This window comes from Nonomuraea sp. NPDC046570, from assembly GCF_040645915.1.
GTDB lineage: Bacteria > Actinomycetota > Actinomycetes > Streptosporangiales > Streptosporangiaceae > Nonomuraea.
Map to the genome: position 1 here is coordinate 1 of NZ_JBEYZF010000057.1, position 24,423 is coordinate 24,423.

At 69.1% G+C, this 24,423-nt stretch carries 20 protein-coding genes and 1 pseudogene; 13 read left to right on the forward strand and 8 right to left on the reverse strand.

Features of this window, described 5'->3' with window-relative positions; all coding sequences use genetic code 11:
- Positions 1-206 precede the first annotated feature (206 nt).
- The gene (locus ABZ911_RS40440) at positions 207-1,862 is read left to right on the forward strand and encodes an NADH-ubiquinone oxidoreductase-F iron-sulfur binding region domain-containing protein (RefSeq protein WP_358069070.1); all 1,656 of its coding nucleotides are present in this window, start codon (positions 207-209) and stop codon (positions 1,860-1,862) included.
- Positions 1,859-4,573 (forward strand): formate dehydrogenase subunit alpha, encoded by a 2,715-nt coding sequence (gene fdhF, locus ABZ911_RS40445; protein ID WP_358069073.1) that lies wholly within the window; start codon positions 1,859-1,861, stop codon positions 4,571-4,573. Before ABZ911_RS40440 ends, fdhF begins: the two co-directional genes overlap by 4 nt.
- Before the next feature lie 97 nt (positions 4,574-4,670).
- On the opposite strand, the gene ABZ911_RS40450 is transcribed toward fdhF, so the two are convergent.
- The 3 genes from ABZ911_RS40450 to ABZ911_RS40460 are packed head-to-tail and all read right to left on the reverse strand — an operon-like array spanning position 4,671 to position 8,388.
- Positions 4,671-5,342, reverse strand: coding sequence for a pyridoxamine 5'-phosphate oxidase family protein (locus tag ABZ911_RS40450; protein ID WP_358069076.1), 672 nt, complete (start codon positions 5,340-5,342; stop codon positions 4,671-4,673).
- Positions 5,339-7,645, reverse strand: coding sequence for a glycosyl hydrolase family 65 protein (locus tag ABZ911_RS40455; protein ID WP_358069079.1), 2,307 nt, complete (start codon positions 7,643-7,645; stop codon positions 5,339-5,341). Before ABZ911_RS40455 ends, ABZ911_RS40450 begins: the two co-directional genes overlap by 4 nt.
- Complete coding sequence (locus tag ABZ911_RS40460) at positions 7,642-8,388, reverse strand: HAD-IA family hydrolase (RefSeq protein WP_358069082.1); 747 nt, start codon at positions 8,386-8,388, stop codon at positions 7,642-7,644. The genes ABZ911_RS40455 and ABZ911_RS40460 overlap by 4 nt, the downstream gene beginning before the upstream one ends.
- Positions 8,389-8,742: 354 nt before the next feature.
- Here ABZ911_RS40460 and ABZ911_RS40465 point away from each other — a divergent pair.
- Both ABZ911_RS40465 and ABZ911_RS40470 read left to right on the forward strand, forming a co-directional pair.
- Positions 8,743-9,230 (forward strand): annotated as a pseudogene (locus tag ABZ911_RS40465) (phosphoketolase); the annotation flags it as partial.
- A gap of 65 nt (positions 9,231-9,295) precedes the next feature.
- Positions 9,296-9,631, forward strand: coding sequence for a hypothetical protein (locus ABZ911_RS40470; RefSeq protein WP_358069085.1), 336 nt, complete (start codon positions 9,296-9,298; stop codon positions 9,629-9,631).
- A gap of 7 nt (positions 9,632-9,638) precedes the next feature.
- Here ABZ911_RS40470 and ABZ911_RS40475 read toward each other — a convergent pair whose 3' ends face one another.
- The 4 genes from ABZ911_RS40475 to ABZ911_RS40490 all read right to left on the reverse strand — a co-directional run bounded on the left by ABZ911_RS40475 (position 9,639) and on the right by ABZ911_RS40490 (position 12,403).
- Entirely contained in the window at positions 9,639-11,291 is a 1,653-nt protein-coding gene (locus tag ABZ911_RS40475) for a SulP family inorganic anion transporter (protein ID WP_358069126.1), read from the reverse strand.
- 68 nt (positions 11,292-11,359) lie between these two features.
- Positions 11,360-11,701, reverse strand: a complete 342-nt coding sequence (locus tag ABZ911_RS40480) for a metalloregulator ArsR/SmtB family transcription factor (protein WP_358069088.1) — start codon at positions 11,699-11,701, stop codon at positions 11,360-11,362.
- Positions 11,701-11,901 (reverse strand): hypothetical protein, encoded by a 201-nt coding sequence (locus ABZ911_RS40485; RefSeq protein ID WP_358069091.1) that lies wholly within the window; start codon positions 11,899-11,901, stop codon positions 11,701-11,703. The genes ABZ911_RS40480 and ABZ911_RS40485 overlap by 1 nt, the downstream gene beginning before the upstream one ends.
- A 34-nt stretch (positions 11,902-11,935) precedes the next feature.
- Positions 11,936-12,403, reverse strand: coding sequence for a hypothetical protein (locus ABZ911_RS40490; protein ID WP_358069094.1), 468 nt, complete (start codon positions 12,401-12,403; stop codon positions 11,936-11,938).
- A gap of 507 nt (positions 12,404-12,910) precedes the next feature.
- Here ABZ911_RS40490 and ABZ911_RS40495 point away from each other — a divergent pair.
- From ABZ911_RS40495 to ABZ911_RS40510, 4 genes are all read left to right on the forward strand, one after another.
- On the forward strand, positions 12,911-13,063 hold the full coding sequence (locus ABZ911_RS40495; RefSeq protein WP_358069097.1) for a hypothetical protein: 153 nt from the start codon (positions 12,911-12,913) through the stop codon (positions 13,061-13,063).
- A 244-nt stretch (positions 13,064-13,307) separates the two neighbouring features.
- Entirely contained in the window at positions 13,308-15,872 is a 2,565-nt protein-coding gene (locus ABZ911_RS40500) for a GNAT family N-acetyltransferase (protein ID WP_358069100.1), read from the forward strand.
- Between the two features lie 249 nt (positions 15,873-16,121).
- Complete coding sequence (locus ABZ911_RS40505; RefSeq protein WP_358069103.1) at positions 16,122-16,811, forward strand: CBS domain-containing protein; 690 nt, start codon at positions 16,122-16,124, stop codon at positions 16,809-16,811.
- A gap of 334 nt (positions 16,812-17,145) precedes the next feature.
- Complete coding sequence (locus ABZ911_RS40510) at positions 17,146-18,039, forward strand: magnesium transporter (RefSeq protein ID WP_358069106.1); 894 nt, start codon at positions 17,146-17,148, stop codon at positions 18,037-18,039.
- Positions 18,040-18,153: 114 nt separating this feature from the next.
- Here the strand turns inward: ABZ911_RS40510 and ABZ911_RS40515 are convergent, their stop codons facing one another.
- Positions 18,154-19,014, reverse strand: coding sequence for a universal stress protein (locus tag ABZ911_RS40515; RefSeq protein ID WP_358069109.1), 861 nt, complete (start codon positions 19,012-19,014; stop codon positions 18,154-18,156).
- A gap of 792 nt (positions 19,015-19,806) precedes the next feature.
- Here ABZ911_RS40515 and ABZ911_RS40520 point away from each other — a divergent pair.
- The 5 genes from ABZ911_RS40520 to ABZ911_RS40540 form a co-directional block, all read left to right on the forward strand.
- A complete protein-coding gene (locus tag ABZ911_RS40520; protein ID WP_358069112.1) occupies positions 19,807-20,022 on the forward strand; it encodes a DUF1918 domain-containing protein in 216 nt (71 codons plus the stop codon).
- A 639-nt stretch (positions 20,023-20,661) separates the two neighbouring features.
- Entirely contained in the window at positions 20,662-21,522 is an 861-nt protein-coding gene (locus tag ABZ911_RS40525; protein ID WP_358069114.1) for a universal stress protein, read from the forward strand.
- 57 nt (positions 21,523-21,579) lie between these two features.
- The gene (locus ABZ911_RS40530) at positions 21,580-22,428 is read left to right on the forward strand and encodes a universal stress protein (RefSeq protein ID WP_358069117.1); all 849 of its coding nucleotides are present in this window, start codon (positions 21,580-21,582) and stop codon (positions 22,426-22,428) included.
- A 100-nt stretch (positions 22,429-22,528) separates the two neighbouring features.
- Positions 22,529-23,503, forward strand: a complete 975-nt coding sequence (locus ABZ911_RS40535) for a hypothetical protein (protein WP_358069120.1) — start codon at positions 22,529-22,531, stop codon at positions 23,501-23,503.
- A 384-nt stretch (positions 23,504-23,887) separates the two neighbouring features.
- A partial coding sequence (locus ABZ911_RS40540) for a universal stress protein (RefSeq protein ID WP_358069123.1) occupies positions 23,888-24,423 on the forward strand: 536 nt, incomplete at its 3' end.

Here is a 24,423-nt window from a genome sequence, read left to right on the forward strand (position 1 = left end):
ACCCGCTCCAGCGGCCGAGTCGCCATGGGGCCGGGCCGCCGCACGACCCAGGCCGTCATCATCTCCGCCATCCCTACATGTTCACACGCGCGCCATGCCGACCTGCGAAGCGGGACACGTTCGGCGGGTGCACGATCTGGCGGCTTGACGCAATGATGGCCTGCGCTCGATCACGACTTCGAAGATCTGTGGTCAAGATGGCCAGTATGGGCCGAACCAATGCATTTCGTCTGCTGGCCGAACGGCGCGGGCGGCCGGGTACCAGGTTGCTGGAGTCGCTGTCGGAGGCCGCAGTGCTCGGGCGGGGCGGTCCGGAGGTGTGGGGGCCTGAGGTGGCCAGGCGGCTTGGCCTGCCGTCTGCCGCCGGGTTGGGGCCGGCCACGTTCTACGCCGACCTGGCCGCCCCGCACAGTGCTCGCCACGTGCGGGTCTGCGACGCTGCGGCCTGCTTCGCGGCGAGTGGTGGCCGGCACGTTTCCGAGGCGGAAACCGCTCTGGGGGTCGCCGCGGACAGCGCCGATTCCCAGGCCGGGGTCTCCCTGCAGATCGTTCGCTGTCTCGGCTACTGCTACGCGGGCCCTGCCTGTCTGGACGGCGAGACCGCTTGTACCGGTCCGGCGCTGGCCGATCAGCTTCGCGGCCTGGCTCGCCCGAGTGATCCCGAGATTCCGGCCGCCGACGCCACCGGTGATCCGGTCGTGCTCGCGGATGATCCACCGTGGCGGACATGGCCGGAGGTGGTGGTGAGGCGTGAACGGCGGGAGATCCTCTCCGAGGTGGCCGCCTCTGGTCTGCGGGGGAGGGGAGGCGCCGGGTTCCTCGTGGCCGCCAAGTGGGCGGCCGCGGGCGGCTCTCCCGAGACGGTGGTGGTGGTGAACGGTGATGAGGGAGACCCAGGCTCGTACGCCGACCGGCTGCTGATGGAGACCTACCCCGCTCGCGTGATCGAGGGGCTGGCGCTAGCCTGCTTCGCCTGCGGAGCGCGCCGCGCCGTGGTGCTGGTGCGCTCGGAGTACCCGCGGGCGCTCGCACGCATGCGGGAAACGATCGAACAGGCGTACGCCGACGGGCACCTGGGGCGGATGATACACGGCAGTGATGTGGATCTGGACATCGACGTTGTGGCGGGCGCCGGTTCCTACGTGGCGGGAGAGGAGACGGCCCTGATCGCGGGGCTGGAAGGCGAGCGCGGGTGCGCGCGGCCACGCCCGCCGTACCCGACTCAGCGGGGTCTGTGGGACGCGCCGACCGTGGTCAACAATGTCGAGACGCTGGCCGCCGTTCCGTGGATAGTACGGAGTGGCGGGGACGCCTATGCGCGTCGCGGCACGGCGGATGAGGCGGGGACGAAACTGGTCTGTCTGTCGGAGCGGTTCGACCGGCCGGGCTGCTACGAGGTCGAACTCGGCACGCCGGTGCGGCACATCGTCATGGAACTGGGTGGCGGTCTGCGAGACGGCGCGCGGCTCAGCGTCGTGCAGGTGGGCGGCCCTCTGGGCGGCTTCCTGGGAGCCGATCAGTTGGAGGTGCCGTTGTCGGAAGCCGGGTTGGCGGGCTGTGGCGCGGCGCTGGGGCATGCCGGTCTGGTCGCCTTCGACCAGCGGGTGGAACCGGAGCAGCTGCTGCGGCACCTGTGGGAGTTCGCCGCCGCGGAGAGCTGCGGGGCCTGCTCTCCCTGCCGCGTGGGCTCCCGGCGAGGGCTGGAGATCGCCTCCGCCGGAGCAGGGCCCGGCGAGGAGTATCCACGGCTGCTGCGTGTGATGGACGCCGCCAGCCTGTGCGCCTTCGGAAGGCGGGTTCCCGCCGCCGTGCGCAGCCTGGCCCGTGCCTACGGTGACCGGATGGCGAGGTGGGAGCGGTGAAGGTCGAAGTGGACGGCGTCACCGTCCGGCTCGGTGATGACGCCTCGATGCTGTCCGCTGTGCGTGCGGCGGGCCTCGAGCTGCCCTCGCTGTGCCACGACGAACGGCTGCCCGAGGCGGGCTCCTGCCGTACCTGCCTGGTCAGATCGGGTGGGCACGTGGTGGCAGCGTGCGTGACCCCCGTGACCGAGGGCGCGGTCATCGAGGTCGCCGCCGAGGACCTGCGAACGCTGCGCAGGCAGGCGGTGGAGCTGATCGTCTCGGCCCTGCCGCCCTATGCCCTGGAGGACGGCGAGCTGGCGCGGGTCTGCCGTTCGATGGGGATCACCCCGCAGGCCGCCCAAGGTCGTGGTGGGCGAGGTCGTGACGACAGTCACCCCTACGTCCGGCTCGACAGGGATCTGTGCATCGCCTGCGGTCGCTGCGTCCGCATGTGCTCGGATGTGCAGGGCACCTTCGCTCTCACCCTCACCGGGCGGGGAGCCGACACCGTGGTCGCGCCGGGCACCGGCGGGCTGTGGGCCGATTCCGACTGCGTCGCTTGCGGCGGCTGCGTCGACACCTGCCCCACCGGCGCGCTCACCGAGCCGGGGTTGCCGGTGGGCGGCAGGACACCCGCGCCGGCGCGTACCCGCACCACCTGCGGCTACTGCGGCGTCGGCTGTTCATTGGAGGTGCTCGCCCGCGATGGTGAGGTGACCGCGGTCCTGCCCGATCACGACGGTCCGGTCAACCGCGGCCACGCGTGCGTCAAGGGCCGCTTCGCGTACGGCTTCCTCCGCTCGCCCGAACGCCTCACCCAGCCCCTGCTACGCCGCGGCGACCGCCTGGAGCCGGTGAGCTGGCCCGAAGCGCTCGACCACGTCGCTCGCGGACTGCGGGCCGCCGTCGCCGCGGGTGGCCCGGACGCTGTGGCGGCGATTTCCTCGGCCCGGGCGACCAACGAGGAGAACTACCTGATCCAGAAGTTCATGCGGGTGGTGATCGGCACCAACAACGTCGACAACTGCTCCAGGCTCTGCCATGCCCCCTCGGCCGCCGGGCTGACCGCCGCCTTCGGCCTGTCCGGTGGCACCGACCGCTTCGACGACGTCGAGACCGCCGACTGCGTGCTGCTGGTGGGCGCCAACCCGATCGAGGCGCACCCGGTGGTCGGCGCACGCCTGCTCCAGCGGGTCCTGCGCGGGGCGCGGCTGATCGTCGCCGACCCCAGAGCGGTCGGTCTGGCCCGCTACGCCGATGTGCACCTGCGTCCGCGGCCGGGCACCAACGTCGCACTGTTCCACGGCCTGGCACAGGTGCTCCTCGCCGAAGGCCTGATCGACGAAGAGTTCCTGCGTCGCCGTGCCTCCGGCCTGGCAGAACTCACCACCTTGCTGGAGGGGTACCCGCCAGACCGGGTCGCCGCCATCACCGGCGTGCCCGCAGCGGACCTGATCGCCGCCGCCCGGCTGTACGGCCGGGCCGAGCGACCGGCCATCGTCTACGGCCTCGGAGTCACCGAACACCTGCACGGCACCGACGGGGTGCGCACCCTGGCCAACCTCGCGATCCTGCGCGGAGCCGTAGGAACCGGTCGCGGCTTCGGGGTCAACCCGCTGCGCGGCCAGAACAACGTCCAGGGCGCCTCCGACATGGGTGCGCTGCCCGACCTCCTGCCTGGATACGGCAAGGTGAACGACCCCGTGGCCAGAGCCAGGGTTGAGACTGTGTGGGGTGCGCCGGTCCCGGTCCGGCCCGGCCTGCGGATCCCGGAGATGTTCGCCGCCGCTCGCGCCGGGGAACTGCGGGCGCTGTGGATCGTCGGCGAGGACGTGTGCGCCACCGACCCGGACGCCACACAGGTCGCCCGGGCCCTGGAAGCTTGCCCGCTCGTCGTCTGCAACGAGCTGTTCCTGTCGGAGACCGCCCGCCGAGCCGATGTCGTGCTGCCGGTCGCGTCGTGGCTGGAGAAGGACGGCACCTTCGTCAACTTCGACCGCCGCTTCCAGCGGGTGCGCGCCGCCGTCCCCCCACCCGACGCGGCCAGAACCGACTTCGAGGTCTTCCACGCCCTCGCCACCGCGCTGGGAGCCGATCTGGGCTGCCGGACACCTGCGGAGGCGCTGGCCGAGTGCGGACGCCTCGCCCCCGCCTTCGCCGGGCTGTCGCATGAGCGGCTCGATCGCGAAGGAGCCATCGCCTGGCCGTGCCCGGACGTCGACGGCCCGGGGGAGGCCACGCTCTACCGGCAGCGGTTCGCGACGCCTGACGGCCGGGCCCACCTCAGCGCCGCCCCGTACCTGCCGCCCGGTGAGCAGCCCAACGACCGGTACCCGCTGATCCTGATCACCGGACGGCGATGGGCGCACTACAACTCCGGCGGCATGACCAGGCGCACGGACAACCTCCACCTCGACCCCGTGGACGAACTCGACATCCACCCCGCGGACGCGGCCCGGTACGGACTGCGCGACGGCGCCCCCGTCACGGTGGAAAGCCGCCACGGCCACGCCGAGTTGGTCGTCAAGACCAGCGACGAGGTTGTACCCGGCCAGCTCTTCTGCTCCTTTCACTTCCCTTCCAGCGGGGTGAACACGCTCACCTCCGACAGCGCGGACATCGTGACGTCGTGCCCCGAATACAAGGTCACCGCCGTGCGGCTGACGAAGCGAGGGACTTCGCGACGGCACCGAGAGCAGGGACGCGCCTGGCCGCCGTCGCCCGGCTGACCCCAGTGGCGGCTCGGCTAGCGAGTGCGCGTGCGAAGCAACTGGCCAAGTTTTGAAGCGGAGCCAGCGCCAGAGCGTGAACGGCGGCCGTGAGACCTCACAGGCTGTGTATCCGGCGGCCGGTGATCTGCTGCGGGACGATCCGGATGTAGAGTCGCCGGACGCCGCCTGCCCAAGGTGCTACGCCGGAATCGACCATGGCGGGCAGCTCTTCCTCGGTCACATGGTGGGCGGCTCCTTGGATCAGTACGCTCCATCCCGTGTGGGCGGCCTCGTCGATGCGGTCGACCTCGAATCCGACTTTGAACTCCAGTCCCTTGAGCCCGGTGCGCAGGTCGTCGTCCATGGGGCCGCCCTCCTGGGTGCGGAAGACGATGGCGCCGTCGTGCAGCCGGTAGTTGACCGGGAGCACGGTGGGCCCGCGCAGGCCGCCGAACGCGATCCTGCCGATGCCGCCCGGCGCGATCAATCGCAGGCACTCCTGCTCGTCCAGTTTCTCGAGCCTGGGCTTGGCCGCGGCATAGGCTCTCTCGCCGAGTGGCCGGTCCATGCCGCCACCGAGCAGAGCGTCTGGGCTGGTCTGCAGCGCCGCGGCCAGCCTGAGCAGCGTTCCCTCGCTGACCTGGGAGGGATTCCTCTCCACATACTCGACGAACCCGGGGTCCATCCCCGCGAGCTCGGCCAGCTGCCCAGGGCTCAGTCCCAAGCGCTCGCGATGGTAGGTGATGCGCCGCCCCAGGTCGCCGGGTGTGGATCTTCTCGCGGTCATCGGCTTGTCCTCTGTTCGCGGGTGAAGGTACGGCTCTCGCCACGGCCCAGATGCACGGCCTGGCCGTACACGTGCAGGCGGAGAAGTTCGGGCCCGCTCTCGTCCCTGCTCACCAGGACTCCGTGCGAGTCGGCCTCGATCATCAGGGTCGCCTCGCGCACGCGGATCGGCAGCGCCACGGTGCTGAGCCGGTCGGGTAGCAGGGGGTCCAGTTGCAGCCCGTCCGGACGGATGTCCAGGCCGAGGTAGCAGCGCTGGAGCAGGTCAAGGCTGCCGGCCATGGCGCCCAGATGGATGCCTTCGGCGGTGGTGCCGCCCTGCACGTCCTCGACGTCGCTGATGAGCGCCTCGGTGAAGTACTGCCAGGAGGTGGCGCGGTCGGTTCCGGCCAGTACCCAGGCGTGCACCACGGCACTGAGTGTCGAGCCGTGGGAGGTGCGCCGCAGGTAGTAGTCGATCGTGCGGGGGATCAGGCCGGGGTCGGCCGGATAGCCGAGCCGGCTCAGGATCTCCAGCAGTTCTTCGGAGGGGAGAAGGTAGAAGAGCATGAGGACGTCGGCCTGCTTGGAGACGCGATAGTGGTTGGCGTGGTCGCCGTCGGCCTCCAATGCCCTGTCCAGGCGGCGGACGCCCTTGTAGCGTTCCCAGTCGAGCTCCCTCAGGTCGCCGTAGCCGGTGAACTGGCTGATCACGCCATCGTGGAAGTCGACCCGCATCCGGCGCCCGATGTCCTGCCACCGGGTCCGCTCGGCAGACGTGACCTCGGCGGCGGCCACCTCCAGGGTGCGCGTCAGCAGCCACACGGTCATGATGTTGGTGTAGGCGTTGTTGTCCAGGCCGGGGGCCGCCGCTCCGGGGTAGGCGTCGTGGTATTCGTCGGGCCCCATGACGCCGCGGATCTCGTAGCGGCCGGACAACGGGTCCAGCACGGCCAGCGAAGCGAAGAACCTGGCGATCTCCACCAGCAGTTCGGCGCCGAACTCCGTCATGAACGCCGTGTCGCCCACGCTCAGATGATGGCGCCACACGTTGCGGGCGATAGCCAGCCCGACGTGCCTTTGCAGATGGGAGTGGTCGGGCAGCCAGTGCCCCGAAGCGGGGTTGAGATGGAAGGCCGGTGTCTCCTCACGGCCGTCGCTGCCGCTCTGCCACGGGAACATCGCGCCGGCGTGACCGGCGGCCCGAGCGGCCGCCCTCGCCTCGGGCAGCCGCCGCCAGCGGTAGCGCAGGAGCGCGCGGGAGATCTCCGGGAAACGCAGGTCGAGCCAGGGCAGGACGAACAGTTCGTCCCAGAACACGTGTCCCCGGTAGGCCTCGCCGTGCAGGCCGCGCGCGGGTACACCCACGTCGAGGTCGGCGGCGTGCGGGGAGAGGGTCTGCAGCAGGTGGAAGACGTGCAGCCGGACGATCTGCGACACCTCGGGTCCGTCCACGTCGAGCCGGGCTCGCTCCCACAGGCGGTTCCAGGCCTGGCGGTGGCGTTCCAGCAGTTCGGGGAAGGCGGGCGCCTGCCTTGCCAGCCGCTGGGCGGGGGAGGGGGCGTGATCGCGGCAGGTCGCCACCGCGATGATCTTGGTGAAGGTGGCGGGCCGGTGTCGGCGCAGCGCGATGACGTGCCGCTCGGTGATCCGGTCCTGCTGCGCCGAGATCTCGCTCGCGGGCCCGGGTTCGGTTCTGGCCGCGAGTGTGATCGTGATTCCCGACGTGCGCGTGCGTACGCTCAGCCAGGTGAGGCCGTCCTGCTGACCGGTGGTGTGGTCGGTCAGGTGGTCGCCGCGCAGGTCGCGGTACCTGGCCACGCCCACATTGGTGATCCTGCCCTCCAGCGTCGAGTTCACCTGCAGCGGTCCCGACCAGTTCTCCGCGGTGAACGTCGTCTCCAGTGCGGCCAGGTGCGGGTCGGCCATCGACACCAGGCGGCGCTGCCGCACCGAGGTGACACGGCCGTGCTCGTCCTGGTAGCGCAGCGACCGATGCAGCAGGCCGTGCCGCATGTCCAGCTCCTGGCGATAGTGCAGAAGGCGGGCCTCCTCGGGACGGAAGCGGTCGGAGCCGGGCGTGGCGAAGGTGAGCGGCAGCCAGTCCGGCAAGTTGACCATCTCCTCGTTCGTCACCTCCCGCCCCGCCACGGTGGAGTGCAGGCGGTCGTAGCAGCCCGCGACGTAGGTTCCCGGGCTGCGTAAATCCCCGTCGGCGGTCGCGCCGCGCGTGGCGAAGTAGCCGTTGCCCAGCGTGCACAGCGTCTCGCGGACGCCTTCGGAGGCGGGATCGAAGCCCAGGTAGGTGAGCTTCCAAGGGTTCATCGGGCACCTGCCGGCACTCGTCCGCGGACGGCCAGTTCGGCCAGGTCGCTCACCACGACGTCGGCGCCCGCGTCGCGGAGCGCGGCTGCCCGGTCCGATCGGTTCACCCCGATGACGAGGCCGAAGCCGCCGCGTCGGCCCGCCTCGACGCCCGGCAGGGCGTCCTCGACGATCGCGACGCGGCCTGGAGGCAGCCGCAGCAGGCGCACGGCCCGCAGGAACAGGGCGGGATCCGGCTTGCCCGCCAGACCGAGCGCGGCCGCGTCGTCGCCGCCGACCGTCACGTCGAACAGCTCCGCCAGGCCCGCCTTGGAGATCACCTTGCGGCAGTTCCTGCTAGCCGACACCACCGCGGTACGGCAGCCGCGGCGGCGCAGTTCGCGCACCAATGAGACCGTGGAAGGAAAGGCGCTGACGCCGTACCGGTCGATCCGCTCGGTGAAGAGCAGGTCCTTGGCCAGCGCCAGGCCGTATACCGTCGGCGTCCCGGGCTCGTCGTCCGGCCCGCCCTCGGGCACCGTGATGCCGCGCGAGGCGAGGAATGCGCGCACGCCGTCCGTGCGCGGGCGGCCGTCGACGTGACGCAGGTAGTCGTCGTGCTCGTCGAACGGCGCTGACCGGCCGCGCAGGAAGGCGTCGAAGACGTGCTTCCACGCCGCGGCGTGCACGCGCGCGGTGTCGGTGACGACCCCGTCGGTATCGAACACCACGGCGTCGATGCAGTTCAGGTCGATGGCGCTCACTTCTCCAAGGCTAAGCCATGCGGAAGCGGAAACCAGGGACGACCGATCCGAAACAGGCGGCAAAGGACCCTGGGGAGTCGTTTCAGGTAGGAGTCGGATGGAGGAAAGAGGGAGACCATGACTGCATTGATCGTTGTGGGCGTTCGACGGTTCGGCTTCCGGTGCCGCGGCGGTCGAGTGGGCCGTCGCACGGTCGAGTGGACCTCTCAGGCGGTCCGCTTGGTGGAGCATCGAAGGCGTCGTTGACGTCATATCCGAGCTGACTCCGGAGAAGGACGACCTCGTGATCGTGCCCCCATTGCTTTGAGGTGCGCTGAAACAGCACATCCGGCTTCATCAGGAAGGGGCGGAACATTGAAGGCCATCGATGCGTACTGGCGCGCTGCGAACTACTTGTCCGTGGGGCAGATCTACCTTCAGCGCAATCCGTTGCTGACCGAGCCGCTGGCACCCGAGCACATCAAAGCGCACCTGCTCGGCCACTGGGGCACCACCCCGGGACTCAACTTCTGATTCGCGCACCTCAATCGGATCATCACCGAACGCGACCAGGACATGATCTACGTCGTGGGCCCGGGACACGGCGGGCCCGCCGCGGTCGCCCACGCCTGGCTAGGGGCACCTACTCCGAGCGCTATCCGCAGATCACCCAGGACGCGGACGGCATGCGGCGGCTGTTCCGGCAGTTCTCCTTCCCCGGAGGCGTCCCGAGCCACGTTGCGCCGGAGGCCGAGATGCTGGGACACGATCTGAGGCGTACCAACCTGGTGGTCCTGCATCTGGGCAACGGCGCGAGCGCGACCGCCGTGGCCGCGGGCGAGAGCGTCGAGACCTCCATGGGCCTGACCCCCATGGAAGGCCTGGGGATGGGCACCCGCTCCGGTGACGTGGACCCCGCTCTGCCCGGATGCCTCGAGCCGCGCTGCTCGCCCGCCAGGTGTACTGCCATCGCATCCGCAAGTACGTCGGCGCCTACTACGCGGTGCTCGGCCGGGTGGACGCGATCGTCTTCACCGGAGGGGTGGGCGAGCACGACGCCGAGGTCCGGGCGGCGGCGCTGGCCGGGCTCGACCGCCTGGGCATCACCGTGGACCCGGCACGCAACGAATCCCGGTCAGCGGGCGAACCCGCGGTCTCACCACCCGGCGCCGAGGTCACCGTGCTCGTCATCCCGACCGACGAGGAGTGGGAGATAGCCCACCAGGCCATGACGTTGCTGCGGGAGAGCTCCGCATGTTCCTGACCGGCGCCTACGGGGCCCCGCCCGCGGCCGACGAAGGGGAGGTGGTGGAGGCGGGCAGGACTCCGGTGTGCTGGAGCCGGTCGCGGGCTGCGGCGATGGCCTCGGGGGTGGTGGCGAAGACGCGGCCGGCCTCGTCGAGGCGGGCGATGACGCCGAGGGCGTGCAGGGGCTGGTGGTGGCCGTCGCGGATGCCGGAGACGTAGACGGTGATGCCGCGGTGTTCCAGGCGCTGGATGGCGTCGCCGAGGACCAGGGCGCCGCTGGCGTCGATGGTGGTGAGGCGGGACATGCGCAAGATCACCACGGAGACGGTGGCGACTTCGGACAGCTCCAGCAGGAAGCGGTGGGCGGCGGCGAAGAACAACGGGCCGTCCAGGCGGTAGGCGACGATGTGTTCGGCGAGCAGGGCGTGTTCTTGCTCGGTGTGGTCGCCGGGCAGGTCGGGGCGCAGCGGCATCGCATCCAGGCGGACGTCACGCGCGATGGCGCGCAGTGCCAGCGCGCCGGCCACGATCAGGCCGAGGATGACGGCCTGAACCAGGTCGAGTGCCAAGGTGGCGATCGCGGTGAGCACCAGGACGACGGCGTCGCCGCGGGTGGAGCGCATCATGGCTTTGACCGAGCCGACCTCCACCATCCGCACCGAGGTGGCCAGCAAGACGCCGGCCAGCGCCGCCAGCGGGATACGGGCGACCAGGCCGGCGGCGGTGAACACGATCACCGCCAGGATGCCCGCGTGGGCCAGGGCCGCCAGCCGGGAGGAGGCGCCGGAGCGGACGTTGACCGCGGTACGGGCGATGGCACCGGTGGCCGGGACACCGCCGAACAGCGGGACGACGAGGTTGGCCAGGCCCTGGCCGAACAGCTCGCGGTCGGGGTCGTGCTTGTGGTTGACGCTCATGCCGTCGGCCACGGCGGCCGACAGCAGCGACTCCAGCGCGGCCAGGGCGGCGACCGCGACGGCCGGGGCCAGCAGCGAGCTCAGCGCGCTCACGTCCAGGAAGGCCAGCGAGGGGGCGGGCAAACCGGCGGGCAATTCCCCGATACGGCCTAGCGGCAGGTCGGCCAGCTCCGCGAGGAGGGTGGCGGCGGCCACGGCGAGCAGGGAGAAAGGCACGGTAGGCCACCGGCGCGCCCCCGCGAGCATCACCGCGGCCACGATCAGGGCGACGGCCACAGGCCACCACTGCGGCTGGGTGAGGAACTCCTGGACGGCCTGCCAGGCCACGACCACGACCTTGTCGCCCTCCGGGGCCGGCACCCCCAAGGCGGCGGGGACCTGCTGCAGGCCGATCACGCAGGCGATACCGATCGTGAAGCCCTCCACCACCGGGGCCGGCACCAGGGCCATGTACTTGCCCGCGCGGCCCAGCGCCAGGGCGATGAGCAGCAGCCCGGCCAGCACGCCGACCATCAGCACGCCGGAGGCGCCATGGGCGTGCATGATCGGCACCAGCACCACCGTCATCGCCCCGGTTGGCCCCGACACCTGCAACCCCGAGCCGCCGAACAGCGCCGCCAGCGCTCCGGCCACCACCGCGGTGGCCAGGCCCGCCTCGGCGCCCATGCCCGAGGAGATGCCGAACCCCAGCGCCAGCGGCAACGCCACGATCGCCACCGTGAGCCCGGCCAGCAGGTCACGGCGCGGACGACGGCCCATCGCGGCCAACTCACCGCGCTCGGGCAGCACACCACGCACGCGGGCCCAGCCAGCGGAAAACACGGGGCTCACGAGGCGCGGGCCTCCGCCTGAATCAGCTCGCTCAGCAGTTCGTTCTGCCCAGTCAGCATCTGCGTCAACAGCTTGCGGGCCGCGCTCAGCAGCTCGGCCACGTCACCGCCGGCCAGGGCATAGACCACGGTGGAACCGTCGCGGTGCGCGACCGTCATCCCCGAGCGTCGCAGCACCGCCAGATGCTGCGACAGTCCGGTCGGCTCCACCTCGATGGCGGCCAGCAGGTCCCGCACCGGCATCGGCCCGTCCTGCAGCAGCTCCAGCACCCGGATCCGGACCGGGTGGCCCAGCAGCCGGAACAGCTCCGCCTTCGCCTGATACAACGGCACCGACATCACACGGCCGTCCCTTCGCCCGGATCGGCCGCACCCAGGTCGATCGACACACCGTGCGTGCGAGCCAGCCGCGTCACGTGCTCCCACTCCGCCTCGGCCAGCATCAGCACGTTGACGTCGTCGCCGAGGCGGGCCGACTCCAGCGCGGAGGCCGCCCGTCGTGCCCGTTCCCTGACCGCATGCGCGAAAGACCCGCTCATAGCACCCCTAATCGTCGATCCCACCCCAAGGAACCTACATGATGAGGTTGTCACTTGCGAAATTTCGTAATTGGTGAAGCGAGCATATCGACGGCGATCCTGTCGCCAGGCATACATGCCGCGCCACCGCGGACGCCTCGCGTGAACCGTCGCCCGCCGGGTGCACGCGCACCTTCGAGTGGTCCCGACGGCAGAAGAACGTGAGCGGCTCAGGGGGGGAGCCGGGGAGCCCGAGGGTTCGGTGGATCATGTGGTGTATGTGAGCGCGGAAGCGGCTGAGAGCGCGCGGATCGTCAGGGCCGCGCCGCCGTCCTGCCGCGTCGAACACCCCGCTGAGGACGAATTCGTGCACGCACCAGATCAACGAGTTGATCATGAAGTGCACGTCCCCCTCCCTTCTCACCGGGATGACACCCTCGATGACGAACTCCGCCAGCGGCTGCACATACTGCACCTCAAGGTCGCTGACATCACTGGCGTCGGACTGCCGCTCGATCCACAATGGGCCGGTTCGGGTGGCTCGTGCCTCGGCGGATGCTCTGCGCGCGAGCGTGCAGCCAGGTGCCACTTCAGCAGGGACTCGTGCTGAAATCCCCGGCAGAAGGACGTAAACCAGTGTGTGATGGTCGACTCGTTCACGCTCAGCGCGTCAGCGTGACGGAGAGGCTCAACTGCAGCGGGCTGGGTGAGCGCTACGCGCCTACGCGGGGCTGGGTTCCGGCCGGATCGTCCTGTTCCAGCACACGGGTATCGGTGGGGGAATGTCGAGCCCGGGGGGCTGCTGGCCGCCTCCTCGTCCCATTGCGCGCGCCGGGCGGCCCGGCAGGGGCATTGGAGGATCGGCCCGCGGTAGGGGCCATCGGCAGCGTTTCAGGGACCTTCGGTCCTTATGCTCGCCTCAGGGGTAGATGACTCTGTAACTGGAGACCCGGTGTAAGGCGCTCCTCGATGAGGATCGAGAGCGCTGTGGTCTCCCGTACACGGATCCACCGATAGAGGAGAACTGATCATGGCCCGATCTATCGGCCATCACATGTTCAACCCGCTCGAAGCCGAACTCGCCGCCCTCAGGGCAAGGGTGAGCAGGCTGGAGCAGCAGACGAGAGGACTCGAGCAGGCACTCGAGGCCGCCCGTCTGCAGCGCGACCTGACCGGTTCCTGACGCACCCCTGGTGGCCTCGGCCTCGCCTTTCATGACGAACATCCCCGCCGGCGAGCTGTCTCCCTGAGCCGGGTTGTCGGCATTGACTCGATGATCGCCAAGGCGTGGACCTCGTCCAGTTCCAGGTCGACGGGGAACCTATCGCCCGCCTCGAGCAGGACGAGGTCGCCTGCCACGCTGTCGGCAAGGGCTTCGAACTACTCAGGCTGCGGACGCCGCGATGGCAAACAGGGAGAGGTTCAGTATGAATGATGGCTTTGATGTGCTGCTGCGCGATGGAGGAATTGCGCACGTACGGCCTCTCGTTCCCGCCGACAGGCAGGCACTGCACGAGTTGGTCGACAGATCCTCGCAGCAGTCCGCGTACCTGCGTTTCTTTTCCGGTGGCAGCGGCACGGCCCACGCCTACATGGACAAGATCACCGATGACGGGTACGGCGGCCACGCGCTCGTCGCCACCACGAAGAGCCGCCTGGTCGCGGTCGTCGAGTGCATCCCCATCGGCGACGGCGTCGTTGACCTGGGCATCTTGATCGACGATGCCGCCCAGGGCAACGGCCTGGGAACGTTGCTCCTCGAGCACGCCGCCCTGGACGCCGGAGAGCACGGCGCCAAGGAGTTGAGCGCCGAGGTCCTGTCGGAGAACACACGGATGCTGCACGTGTTGGACGATCTTGGCCTGGATGTCAGACAGCGCGTCGACGGCAGCATCACAAAGATCCGCATCTCGCTTCTGCCGACCGCCCGACTGGAGGCCACGATCGATGCGCGGGATCACGCCGCCGAGCGTGCTTCAATCACTCGAGTGCTGGCCCCGCGCTCGGTGGCGGTGATCGGTGCCAGCCGAGATCCCCGCGCGGTCGGGCATCGGGTGATGAACAACCTCGTCAAGGGCGGCTTCAACGGACCTGTCTACCCGATCAACCCCAGGAGCGCCACGTCCTACAAGAGCGTGCTCGCCGTACCCGGTGAAGTGGATCTGGCCGTCGTGGCCGTTCCGGCGGCGCACGTGCTGGAGGTCGCCAGGGAGTGCGCGGAGGCGGGCGTCGCGGGGCTTGTCGTGCTGACCGCAGGCTTCGCCGAGAACGGCGGCCTCGAGGCCGAGCAGAACCTGCTGCGGATCTGCCGAACGGCGGGCATGCGCCTGATCGGCCCGAACTGCCTCGGCATCGTGAACACCGCCGTCGACCTCCACGCCACTTTCATGGACAGGCCCCCGGGCAAGGGGCCTGTCGGGCTGATGTCGCAGTCGGGTGCGATCGGCGCGGCGCTGCTGGACCAACTCGGCGTCTCCTCCTTCGTCTCCGTCGGCAACAAAGCGGATGTCAGCGGCAACGACCTGCTGGAGTACTGGGAGGACGACGACGCGACCAAGGTGATCGCGTTGTATCTGGAGTCGTTCGGCAACCCGCGTAAGTTCACCCGCATCGCCCGCAGGGTGTCGGCCAGGAAACCGATCCTGCTGGTGAAGAGCGGCCGCTCCGCCTCGGGAGGCAGGGCGGTGCTCTCGCACACCGCAGCCGCCGCCACGCCGGACGTCGCGGTCGACGCCCTTGTACGCGCCTCAGGAGTGATCAGGCTCGACACCCTGCAAGATCTCATCGACACGGCCAGGCTGCTGTCCACCCAGCCGCTGCCGCGCGGCCGGCGGGTGGCGATCGTCGGCAATTCCGGTGGTCCTGAGGCCATGGCAGCCGACGCCTGCGAGCGGTACGGGCTGATCGTTCCCGAACTACCTGAGGGGCTGGTGCGCGGCGGGCCCGCGGCGGCGCTGAGCAATCCGGTGGACCTCACTGCCGAGGCGAGCGCGCGGGAGCTTGGCGACGCCATCGAGGCGCTGGCCGCCAGCCCAGAGGTGGACGCCGTGCTCGTCGTCTACACCCCTCCCTTCGGGGATGGTCTGGAGGCTACGCGCGAGGCGATCGCGACCGCTACCCGATCGACGACGAAGACCGTGCTGGCGTGCGTCATGGGCCATGGCGAGCTGATCGACGGACGGGTGCCCGCCTACGCCTTCCCCGAACAGGCCCTCGCCGCGCTCGCGCGCGCCGTTCGCTACGCGGAGTGGCGACCGGAACCGGCCGGGGAGGTGCCGGACGCCGATGTCGAAGCAGCCAGGAAGATCGTTAGGGCGGAGCCCGACGGATGGCTCTCCGTCACCGCCACCGCCCGGCTGCTGCGCTGCTACGGCATCACCGTCTGCGAGTCCGTGACCGTCGACGGCCCCGAGACCGCCGCCGAGGCGGCCGCCTTGGTCGGCTTGCCAGTCGTACTCAAGGCCGCGGGCCCCCTGCACAAGAGCGACGTCGGTGGGGTCCGCATGAACTTGCGGACGCAGGAGGAGGTACGGCAGGCCTACACGACCATGGCAGCCATGATCGAGAACATGACGGGCGCGATCGTCCAGCCCCAGCTCCCGGCAGGCGTGGAGATCATCGTCGGCGGCGTCAGCTATCCGGCGTTCGGCCCGCTCGTCATGGTCGGCATGGGCGGCGTCATCGCCGACCTGCTGGCCGACCGCGCCTTCAGGGTGCCACCACTGAGCGTCACCGCGGCCGTCGAGCTGATCGGAGAGCTGCGCTGCGCTCCACTGCTGTACGGTTACCGCGGCGCTCTCCCAGTGAACGTGGAGGCTCTGGCCGAGCAGATCGCCCGTGTGAGCCGACTGCTGGACGATCTGCCCGAAGTGGCCGAACTCGACCTCAATCCGGTCATCGTTACCGAACGCGGCGCGGCGACGGTCGACGCGCGAATCAGGTTGGCCCCGCCCGAGACCAGGCCGTCACCGCTACGCCGCCGCCTGCGCTGACCAAACGGCGCTCTTCACGGAGGTAGGGGCAGCGGCAACTCGGCTCCCGCTCCAAGCCGCCGCCTGGGCCGCGTACGGGACTGCGAAAGGACCTTCGGCATGCGAGCAGGGACCTTGGCCTCAGCCCTTGAGGACTGACCTGGGGAATCCTGAATGTACGGCCGGGGGCGGTCGTGTTCAGCACGGGGGAGAATGCCGCCGGGAATCGTGGGGGCGGGCGGATGTCCCGCACCGGAGAGGAGATCGGTCATGCGCGTGAAGGTGAATGAAATCATGACCAGGGATGTCGCGTCGGTCAACGGGAGCACCCCGTTCAAAGACGTCGCCGAGACACTCATCGCCCATGCGGTGAGCGCGGTGCCAGTGGTGGACGCCGAGGCTCACGTCATCGGTGTGGTCTCGGAGGCAGATCTGCTGCGCAAGGAGGAGTTTCGGGAGCAGTTCTACCGCGAGGGATACCAGCCGCCACTGCGCGCTCGGCTGGGCTGGGAGGGCCGCAAGGCCAAGAAGAAAGCAGCAGGTGACACAGCGGCCGCGCTGATGACCGCCCCTGCCGTCACGATCACTCCCGGTGCCTCGACGGTCGAAGCGGCCCGGCTCATGGAGGAGCACGGGATAAAGCGACTGCCGGTCGTCGATGAGGAGGGACGCCTGCTGGGCATCGTCAGCCGCCACGACGTGATCAAGGTCTTTGTGCGGCAGGACGGCGACATCGCCCATGAGGTGCGAGAAGAGATCCTCGACAGGGCCCTGCTGGGGAGCGCTGACAGTGTTCGCATCAAGGTCGTGAACGGCATCGTAACTCTCAGCGGATCCGTCGACCGCCGCAGCGACTCGGAGATCACCGCCCGGATGATCCAGCGGGTCAACGGCGTGATCAACGTGATCAACAAGCTGGAGTGGGAAAAGGACGACACACCTAGTAGCTGGAAGGGGTAGTGGCGGCGCTGCATGAGCACGACATCATCGCTGCTCCGGTCAGGAACTACGGGACGGCTCGTCGGCGTAGTCAGCGAGATCGACCAGGAGTCTGCAGGATGCGGAGTTCCTCCTCCCAGGTCAGTGGGTCTTTAGCGGCTCACGCGCCGAATAGCCCAGCCGACCTTGCCATCTCCCCGGCTGGGCTACAGCCTGAAATCATGAGAAGCATCGTACGACCGACCAGAGACCGGGGCCGCGCACCATGACCTCCGGCCCGTCTACCGGCGCTACGTCCTTCACAGGCACGGCCGCCGAGCATGTCGTGACCAGGGTACCCACGTTCGGCCCGAGGGTGAGCGCGGGCGAGGCCCGTGAGCGGATGCTGGGATGCCGCTTCGACAGCGCCTCTGACATCGTGGTGGTCGACGAGCAGGGGCGGCTGTACGGCTTGGTCGGTATCGAGCAGCTTCTCGCTGTCGGCGAGGCAGTCCCGGTGGGAGAGCTCGCCGATCGAGACCCGCCTGCCGTGGCTCCAGGCGTGGATCAGGAGATCGCCGCCTGGCATGCCGTACAGCACGGAGAGAGCAGCATCGCAGTGGTGGGCCCCGACAGGCGATTCCTGGGGCTGATCCCTCGTCGGCGGCTGCTCCGCGTCCTGCTCGAGGAACACGACGAGGACATGGCCAGGCTCGGCGGCTACCTCAAGGGCTCGAACATCGCCCGCATCGCCGCGGAGGAACCGATACGCAGGCGATTCGCCCACCGCATTCCGTGGCTGCTGCTGGGACTTCTCGGCGCGATGCTGTCGGCAGGGATCGTCGCCTCGTTCGAGGAACGGCTGGCCGCCAACATCACCTTGGCCTTCTTCCTGCCCGGCGTCGTCTACATGGCCGACGCCGTGGGCACGCAGACCGAGGCAATCGTGGTTCGAGGCCTTTCCGTCGGTGCATCCATCCGCCGCGTCGCTCGCGGGGAGACCGTCACCGGCCTCGTCATCGGCGCTGTCATGGCCACCGTGTTCCTGCCCTTCGCCCTTCTGTACGGCGACCCCAAGGTGGCCTTGACGGCGGCCGTTTCACTCTTCGCAGCATGCTCGGTGGCGTCGGTGCTGGCCATGGCGTTGCCCTGGCTGCTCAACCGGCTCGGCCTCGACCCGGCGTTCGGCTCGGGACCGCTGGCCACTGTCGTGCAGGACCTGGTGTCCATCGCCGTCTACCTGCTTTCCGCACTGATCATCCTCGGATGAGGAGTTCCGCGCTCAGGATCGTTGTTGCCCGACCTCTTCGAGTTGCTGGACTGGCCCTTGGCCTCCATTCGGCCACAGACATGGTGCCCACTTGCGTGACTTCCGACGCGGACGTCAGCTCCGCGCCACGACCACGGGCGCGTGCGAATGGTGCAGGACGGCATGGGCGGTGCCCCCCAGTCCGAACAGAGCCCGTGTTCCGCTGCGCGCTCCGATGACGACGAGGTCAGCCTCCGCTGACGCTTCGTTCAGGGCCTTGGCCGGGTGCGCGTGAATCACCTGCTCAGCAAGCGTCACGTCGGGGAACCTCTCGCGCCACCCGGCGATCGCCTCGGCGAGCAGGCGCGCCTCCTCGTCGGCTATGCCCTGCACGTCATAGACGAGAGGCTGGATGTCCCCAGGTGCCCTCCTAGCGGGATGCCGCCACGCGTGTACGGCCCGCAAGACGGCGTGCCGAAGCGAGGCTTCGCGGAACGCAAAGTCCAGAACGGGCTCCTGGTCGGGCTGTCCTGTGACGCCTACAACGATCACCCCATGCCTACCAGCTTGTGGTTGCCGGACGACGGCCACCGAGCATGGCGCGTGCGTGGCGACGTGCTGGCTCACCGAGCCCAGTAGCAGCCCGGGGAGTCCACTTCGGCCTCGGTCCCCCACGACGACTAATTGTGCCTCCGCAGCCGCGGTGACGAGCGCCTCCTGCGCTCTGCCGTCGAGGATCTCGGCGGTGACCTTCAGATGTGGCCTGCCCGCTCGCGCGTGAAGGGTCGCCCGGTGAAGCATCTCCCGGGCCGCGGCTTCCGAACCTGCTCCCCACCCGAGCGGTTGCGGGACGAGAGGGACGTCGTAGTCCCACCGCAAGGCGGCATGCACGACGCGCAGCGGCGCATCGCGCAGCGCGGCTTCCTGTCCACCCCAGGCGGCGGCCCGAAGCGAGGCAACTGACCCGTCGACGCCGACGACGATCGGCTTTGTCATGGTGCGGATGATCGCGCTAACGGATGTGATCAGGGTGTGGTCGGCGTGGCCGACCCACCGAGCGGGATGCTGTCGTCTGCCGTGACGACGAACAGCTTGTGTGCCAAGTCAGACAGCGCCCGGCCCGCCGCCAGTCCGTTGCAGGACTCGGCCCCGAACGGTCGATCGCGCTACGGCGTACATTTCCGACCTCGGTGAGGTCGCCAATATCCCGCTCGGACAGGACTGCCCACGCATGGGTATAGTCGGCGGCTTCGATGATGTCGATCTGCTTCATGACCAAAACCTCCAGTCCAGCGGCTTCTGTGGCCTCGTGTCCGTCAGTCGGCCATCTCTTTGAGGCATGGCTCCCGGTTCGATACAGCCGTCCTGCCCTTGACAATTCATCCGGACACCCACAAATCCGCAAAGGTAAATTGCGAGTTATGTTCTTCTGGGTGTTTCATATCTTTGTATTCCATCTCCGCAAGGGTCTCCAGCGCAAGGGCCGAGATCCTCGGCGACAGTCCTCATAGCGCGATGCGCACCCATTCGGTACAGCAAGGCAAACAGCATGACCTCGGGCATCCCGGCCGAGGTTCACACCGACACCGGTCGTCCAGCTTGCCATGGGAGCCTCCGCCCCGTTCCTGATGTGGTCACTGAGCGCGGGGTGAGGCACTCGCCTTTGCGGCCGGTTCGTGCTCGGGCACATGATGGTGAGGAGGCAGGTCACGCCCACACGGCCGAAGACCTGCCCGATGATCCGGTCCGTCGTGATGGGTGGACTGCGGTCGGCGAAGGGATATCGAGATGAAGGCAGCGGTAGGCGACCGGTTGGTCGTCGAGGGCACCTACAACAACGAGCCTCGGCGGATCGGCGTGATCATGGAGCTGCGTCGCCCAGACGGTTCTCCGCCTTACGTGGTTCGCTGGGTGGAGACCGAGCGCGAGACCCTCGTATTTCCAGGCCCGGACGCCCATGTGGTGACCAAACAGGAGAGAGAGGCCGAACTCGCGGCATTGTGAACGGCCCAGAGGGGTAGACAGCCCCTCACGTGTCCGTGTCGCCGTCCGGTGACGTGGGCGAGGTATGGCATGCGCTGGCACTGAGGGCATGCCGCCAGATGGAGGAGGGCCCCGTGATGCCGGTCAAGGCTGCGGCCGGCACCGTCCGGACATCAAGGTCGTCGAGCAGACCGGGCGTGGTCATCCCGTGGAGGTGCTCCGTTCCTGTGCTTTGAATAGCACCTCACGCGAGCGAAGAGTCTGCGTCCTGCAGCTGTTGGCCCGGCTCAGCCACCGATGTGGAGTACAGCGGCGCCGACGACGCGGTCGGCAGCCAGGCCTGCTAGGGCTCGGTCGGCTTCGTTCAGGCGCAGGGAATGGTGGCGACGTGCAGTAGATGCGAGCGGCGTGTTGGAACAGGACGTGGCCGTCGGCGACGTGTGTTGGCGTGTCCATCGTGGAATTCACGTCAGAGGGGTGTAACTGGGCGAAGCCGGCGGTCTAGCTATCAGGGCTAGCGGCTCAGCTGCGATGTCAGCTTCAGCGAGAGGAAGCCGGTTTCCGCATAGACGGAGCATCAAGGATGACCGGCCATAAAGAGGTGACGAAGGGCCCTGGAGAGTCTTTTTGGGTAGAAGTCGGATGGGGGAAGGGGACATCATGACTGCATTGATCATTGTGGGCGTCGACGGTTCGGCTCCCGGCACCGCGGCGGTCGAGTGGGCCGCCGACGACGCGTTTCGGATGGGTGCCGAGCTGAAGATCGTGCACGTGCTGGATCGCTGGCCGTACAACATCACCAGATTTCCCGTTCCCGACCAGGAGGATCTCCTGCTGAAGGGGGCGAGCAGGGTGCTGGAGGCGGCCGAGGCAACCGCGCGCGCCCGGCAGCCGACGGTGGAGGTGAGCACCCGGCTGATCGAGGGGGTGCCCGCGGCTGTCCTGCAGGAGCAGGGGCAGGGGCAGGGCGTGAGCGAGCTGGTCATCGGCAACCGGGGGCTGGGCGGATTCGCCGGGGCCGTGCTCGGATCGGTGACCATGCAGGTGGCCGGGCAGGCACACTGTCCGGTGGTGGTAGTGCGTGCCGAACCGCAGGGGCGGCAAGGCGAGATCGTGGTCGGCGTCGACGACTCCGACGCCTGCGACCCGGCCCTCGGCTACGCCTTCGAACAGGCCAGGCTGCGTGGCGCCATGCTGCGTGCGATCTACGCCTGGCAGCTTCCGGTGCACGCCTTCGCTCCGGAGATCTCCTACGATCTGGACGAGGTCCGCGCCGCCGGACGCGAGATCGTCACCAGGCGGCTCGCCGAATGGCGGGCGAAACACCCCGAAGTGACGCTGATCGAGGATGTCCAGAACGCGCACCCCGTCAACGCGCTCACCAGCGCCGCGTGCGATCTGATCGTCGTCGGCTCCCACGGGCGCAGCGCGATCGGCTCGTTGTTCCTCGGGTCGGTCAGCAGGGGGGTACTTCACCACGCGCGCGGCACCGTCGCGGTGGTCCGCTCCCAGAAATCCTGACCCCGCCGTAGCAGGAGGAACACGCGGGAGGACCTATATCGGAAGGGAGCCACCGGTATGACCACGACGCGAGGGGTCGTCGCGGGCTACGACGGCTCGCACTATTCGATGCAGGCACTCTACTGGGCCATGGACGAGGCCGAGTTCAGACAGCTGCCACTGACGGTCTCACACGTCTGGCAATGGCCCTACGGGGAAGCGGGCGAGGTCGCCCGCCTGCACCTACGCAAGGCCGCCGATCACGTGCTCTGGCACGGCGTGGAATGCGCCCGCGCCAGCAGTTCGGTCACCGACGTGCGAGGAGACCTGTGGGAGGGGTCGGCGGGTGACCGGCTTGTGGCGTTGTCGGCTGAGGCCGACCTCGTCGTGGTCGGTTCTCGCGGGCTTGGCGGGGTTTCCAGGCTGGTCATCGGGTCGGTAGCAGGGCATGTGGCCGCGCACGCGCACTGCCCGGTGATCGTCGTCCGCGGCCCCGGACCTCTTCCTGTCGACCTTGAACCTGGGCCGATCGTTGTCGGCCTGTCCGACGACACGACGCTCGACTTCGCCTTTCGCGAGGCCGAACAGCGGCAGATCCCCCTGCTCGCCATCCATGGCGGAGGCCCGCCGCCGCTGTTCGCCGGCACGGCGCTGCCGCCTCTGCTCGATCTCGCCCCCTACCAGCAGGCCCTGCAGGAGAGCTTCGACGTCTGGCGGAGCAGATATCCCACGGTGACCTGCCAGGCGCGGATCGAGAACACCGCTGCCAAGAACGTCCTGGTCGAAGCCTCGCACCAGGCCCGGCTGCTGGTGGTCGGCCGCCGGCGTCATGGGCACCTCGGCCTGGTGACCCGGGCCGCTCTGCACCACGCCTGCTGTCCGGTCGCCATCGTCCCCGCCCTCGAAAGCAAGCATGGACTTTGCTGAGAAGAGGTCTTTCGGCCCTGGTAGCGAGTGGACGCTGGTGATGCTCTGGTGCTATAGGAGGAGGTGGCGTGAGATGTGCGCGTCAGATAACACCACCACCATGATTCTCCGGGCAGCGGTGCGCGCGGCGACCTGGGCGCCGTCGTTGCACAACACCCAGCCTTGGTCCTTCGCCATCGAGGGCGAGGAGGTCAGCGTCCGCTGCGACCGCGACCGGCAGTTGCGCGCGGCGGACGAAGAAGGCAGGCAACTACTGGTCAGCTGCGGTGCGGCGCTGTTCAACCTGCGGCTGTCGCTGCGAGCCGCAGGCGTCGAGCCTGTGACGCGGTTGTCGCCTGATCCGGATCGTCCCGCGCTGCTGGCGACGGTCCGGGTGGGCCCACCCGTGGAGGCGGACGAGGTCGTTCGCCGCATGCACGCCGAGATCGAGCGTCGCCGTACCCACCGGGCCGGCTTCGCCGACCTGTCCGTGCCCGACGAGCTGATCGACGGCCTCGTCCGGGAGGCAGCCGGCGAAGCCGCCACCCTGACGCCCGTCCGGGACCCGGCGGCGGTCGCGGCGCTCGCCGCGCTCACCGAGGCGGCGCAGTTCGTGCAAGGGCAGGATCAGAAGCTGTCCCTGGAGCTGATCCGGTGGGCCCGCCCGCCGGGCAGCACCCGAGGAGACGGTGTCCCGGCCGAGGCCTACCCTCGCGCGCCGGCCTCCGCGTTCTCCTCCTTCGCACAGCGCGACTATTCGGGCACGCACGACTGGGGCCGAGACAGCGCGGAAACCGCCTCCGGTACCAGCACCGGCCTTGTCGCGCTCGTCACCACCACCGGTGACTCCCGCACAGACTGGGTCGCCGCCGGTCAGGCGCTGCAGGCGGTCCTGCTGCACGCCTCGGCGTACGGCCTCAGCGCCGCCTTCCACACCCAGGCCTTGGAGAACCCGCACCTGCGCGCGTTCTTGCGAGAGGAATTCTGCTCGGATACGTACCCCCAGATGATCATGCGTCTGGGCTTCACGTCCGAGGAGAACATCGCAGTCCGCCGCGACCTGTCGGAGGTGCTGGAGGGCACCGACGACGGGTGAACCTCTGCAGGGCACGACAGAAGCGAGGCACACGGAATGACCCGCCACCACGGACGAGACGTTCACCCGAAGCCGGGTTTCGACGCCGATCCGCAGCGGCTGGGTGTTCCTTTGGGCGTTCATGGACGAGTATCTCGTCTACGCCGTCGTCCTGGCCGGTCTGGCCATGTCCGACGCCGGAGACACCCTCGGCGTCGGCAAGTGGTGGAAAGGTCTCCCCCTCGTGCGGCGGCACCCGTGTTCAGGCAATGAAGTCCCAAGCGACCACCTGCTGCGGGTGCGTGGTGATGGTCGGCTGGCCTGCGAGTTCGGGGGCTACTCAGGGAACGGGGCAGCTGCCTTTCGCAGGCGGAGCCCGTCGTAACATCGGGGGAGGGGATCGAGATGACTGGTCGGATCGTCGTTGGTGTGGATGGGTCAGCGTCGGCGGGGGATGCCGTGGACTGGGCGGCCGATGACGCCTCACGTCGTGGACAGTCTTTGCGGATCGTGCACATATGTGAGCAGTTCGGGGCTCATTACGCGGAAGGCACCGACTACTGCCGGGAGATGGTTGCCGCAGTCGTGGAGCGTGCCCGAGAGCGGGCACCCGGCGTGGAGGTCACCCCGGCCATGCTGGCCGGGAACGTGATCGAGACGCTGAACGGCGAGTCCGAGTCCGCCGACTGCATCGTGCTCGGCAGCAGAGGGCTCGGCGGCTTCACCGGACTCGTGCTCGGCTCCGTCGGCCTCGGCGTCGCCGCGCACGCCAGCGGGCCGGTCATCATCGTGCACCACCCTCCGTCGACACCGCATGGCGAGATCGTCGTGGGTTTCGACGGTTCCGAGCACGCGGCGGAGGCCATGGGCTACGCCATCGAACAGGCCCGCGCCCGAAGCGCCCGGCTACACGTCGTCTACGCGTGGCAGGCCCCGGCCGT

Bases quoted from the DNA above. Each gene is read 5' to 3' on its own strand.
- ABZ911_RS40485 (WP_358069091.1), bottom strand. From the start codon at position 11,901: ATGAGCGGGTCTTTCGCGCATGCGGTCAGGGAACGGGCACGACGGGCG.
- ABZ911_RS40450 (WP_358069076.1), bottom strand. From the start codon at position 5,342: ATGACCGCGAGAAGATCCACACCCGGCGACCTGGGGCGGCGCATCACC.
- ABZ911_RS40520 (WP_358069112.1), top strand. From the start codon at position 19,807: ATGAAGGCAGCGGTAGGCGACCGGTTGGTCGTCGAGGGCACCTACAAC.
- ABZ911_RS40535 (WP_358069120.1), top strand. From the start codon at position 22,529: ATGATTCTCCGGGCAGCGGTGCGCGCGGCGACCTGGGCGCCGTCGTTG.
- ABZ911_RS40530 (WP_358069117.1), top strand. From the start codon at position 21,580: ATGACCACGACGCGAGGGGTCGTCGCGGGCTACGACGGCTCGCACTAT.
- ABZ911_RS40480 (WP_358069088.1), bottom strand. From the start codon at position 11,701: ATGTCGGTGCCGTTGTATCAGGCGAAGGCGGAGCTGTTCCGGCTGCTG.
- ABZ911_RS40515 (WP_358069109.1), bottom strand. From the start codon at position 19,014: ATGACAAAGCCGATCGTCGTCGGCGTCGACGGGTCAGTTGCCTCGCTT.
- ABZ911_RS40470 (WP_358069085.1), top strand. From the start codon at position 9,296: ATGCCTCGAGCCGCGCTGCTCGCCCGCCAGGTGTACTGCCATCGCATC.
- ABZ911_RS40455 (WP_358069079.1), bottom strand. From the start codon at position 7,645: ATGAACCCTTGGAAGCTCACCTACCTGGGCTTCGATCCCGCCTCCGAA.
- ABZ911_RS40495 (WP_358069097.1), top strand. From the start codon at position 12,911: ATGGCCCGATCTATCGGCCATCACATGTTCAACCCGCTCGAAGCCGAA.
- ABZ911_RS40500 (WP_358069100.1), top strand. From the start codon at position 13,308: ATGAATGATGGCTTTGATGTGCTGCTGCGCGATGGAGGAATTGCGCAC.
- ABZ911_RS40475 (WP_358069126.1), bottom strand. From the start codon at position 11,291: ATGGGCCGTCGTCCGCGCCGTGACCTGCTGGCCGGGCTCACGGTGGCG.
- ABZ911_RS40525 (WP_358069114.1), top strand. From the start codon at position 20,662: ATGACTGCATTGATCATTGTGGGCGTCGACGGTTCGGCTCCCGGCACC.
- ABZ911_RS40440 (WP_358069070.1), top strand. From the start codon at position 207: ATGGGCCGAACCAATGCATTTCGTCTGCTGGCCGAACGGCGCGGGCGG.
- ABZ911_RS40505 (WP_358069103.1), top strand. From the start codon at position 16,122: ATGCGCGTGAAGGTGAATGAAATCATGACCAGGGATGTCGCGTCGGTC.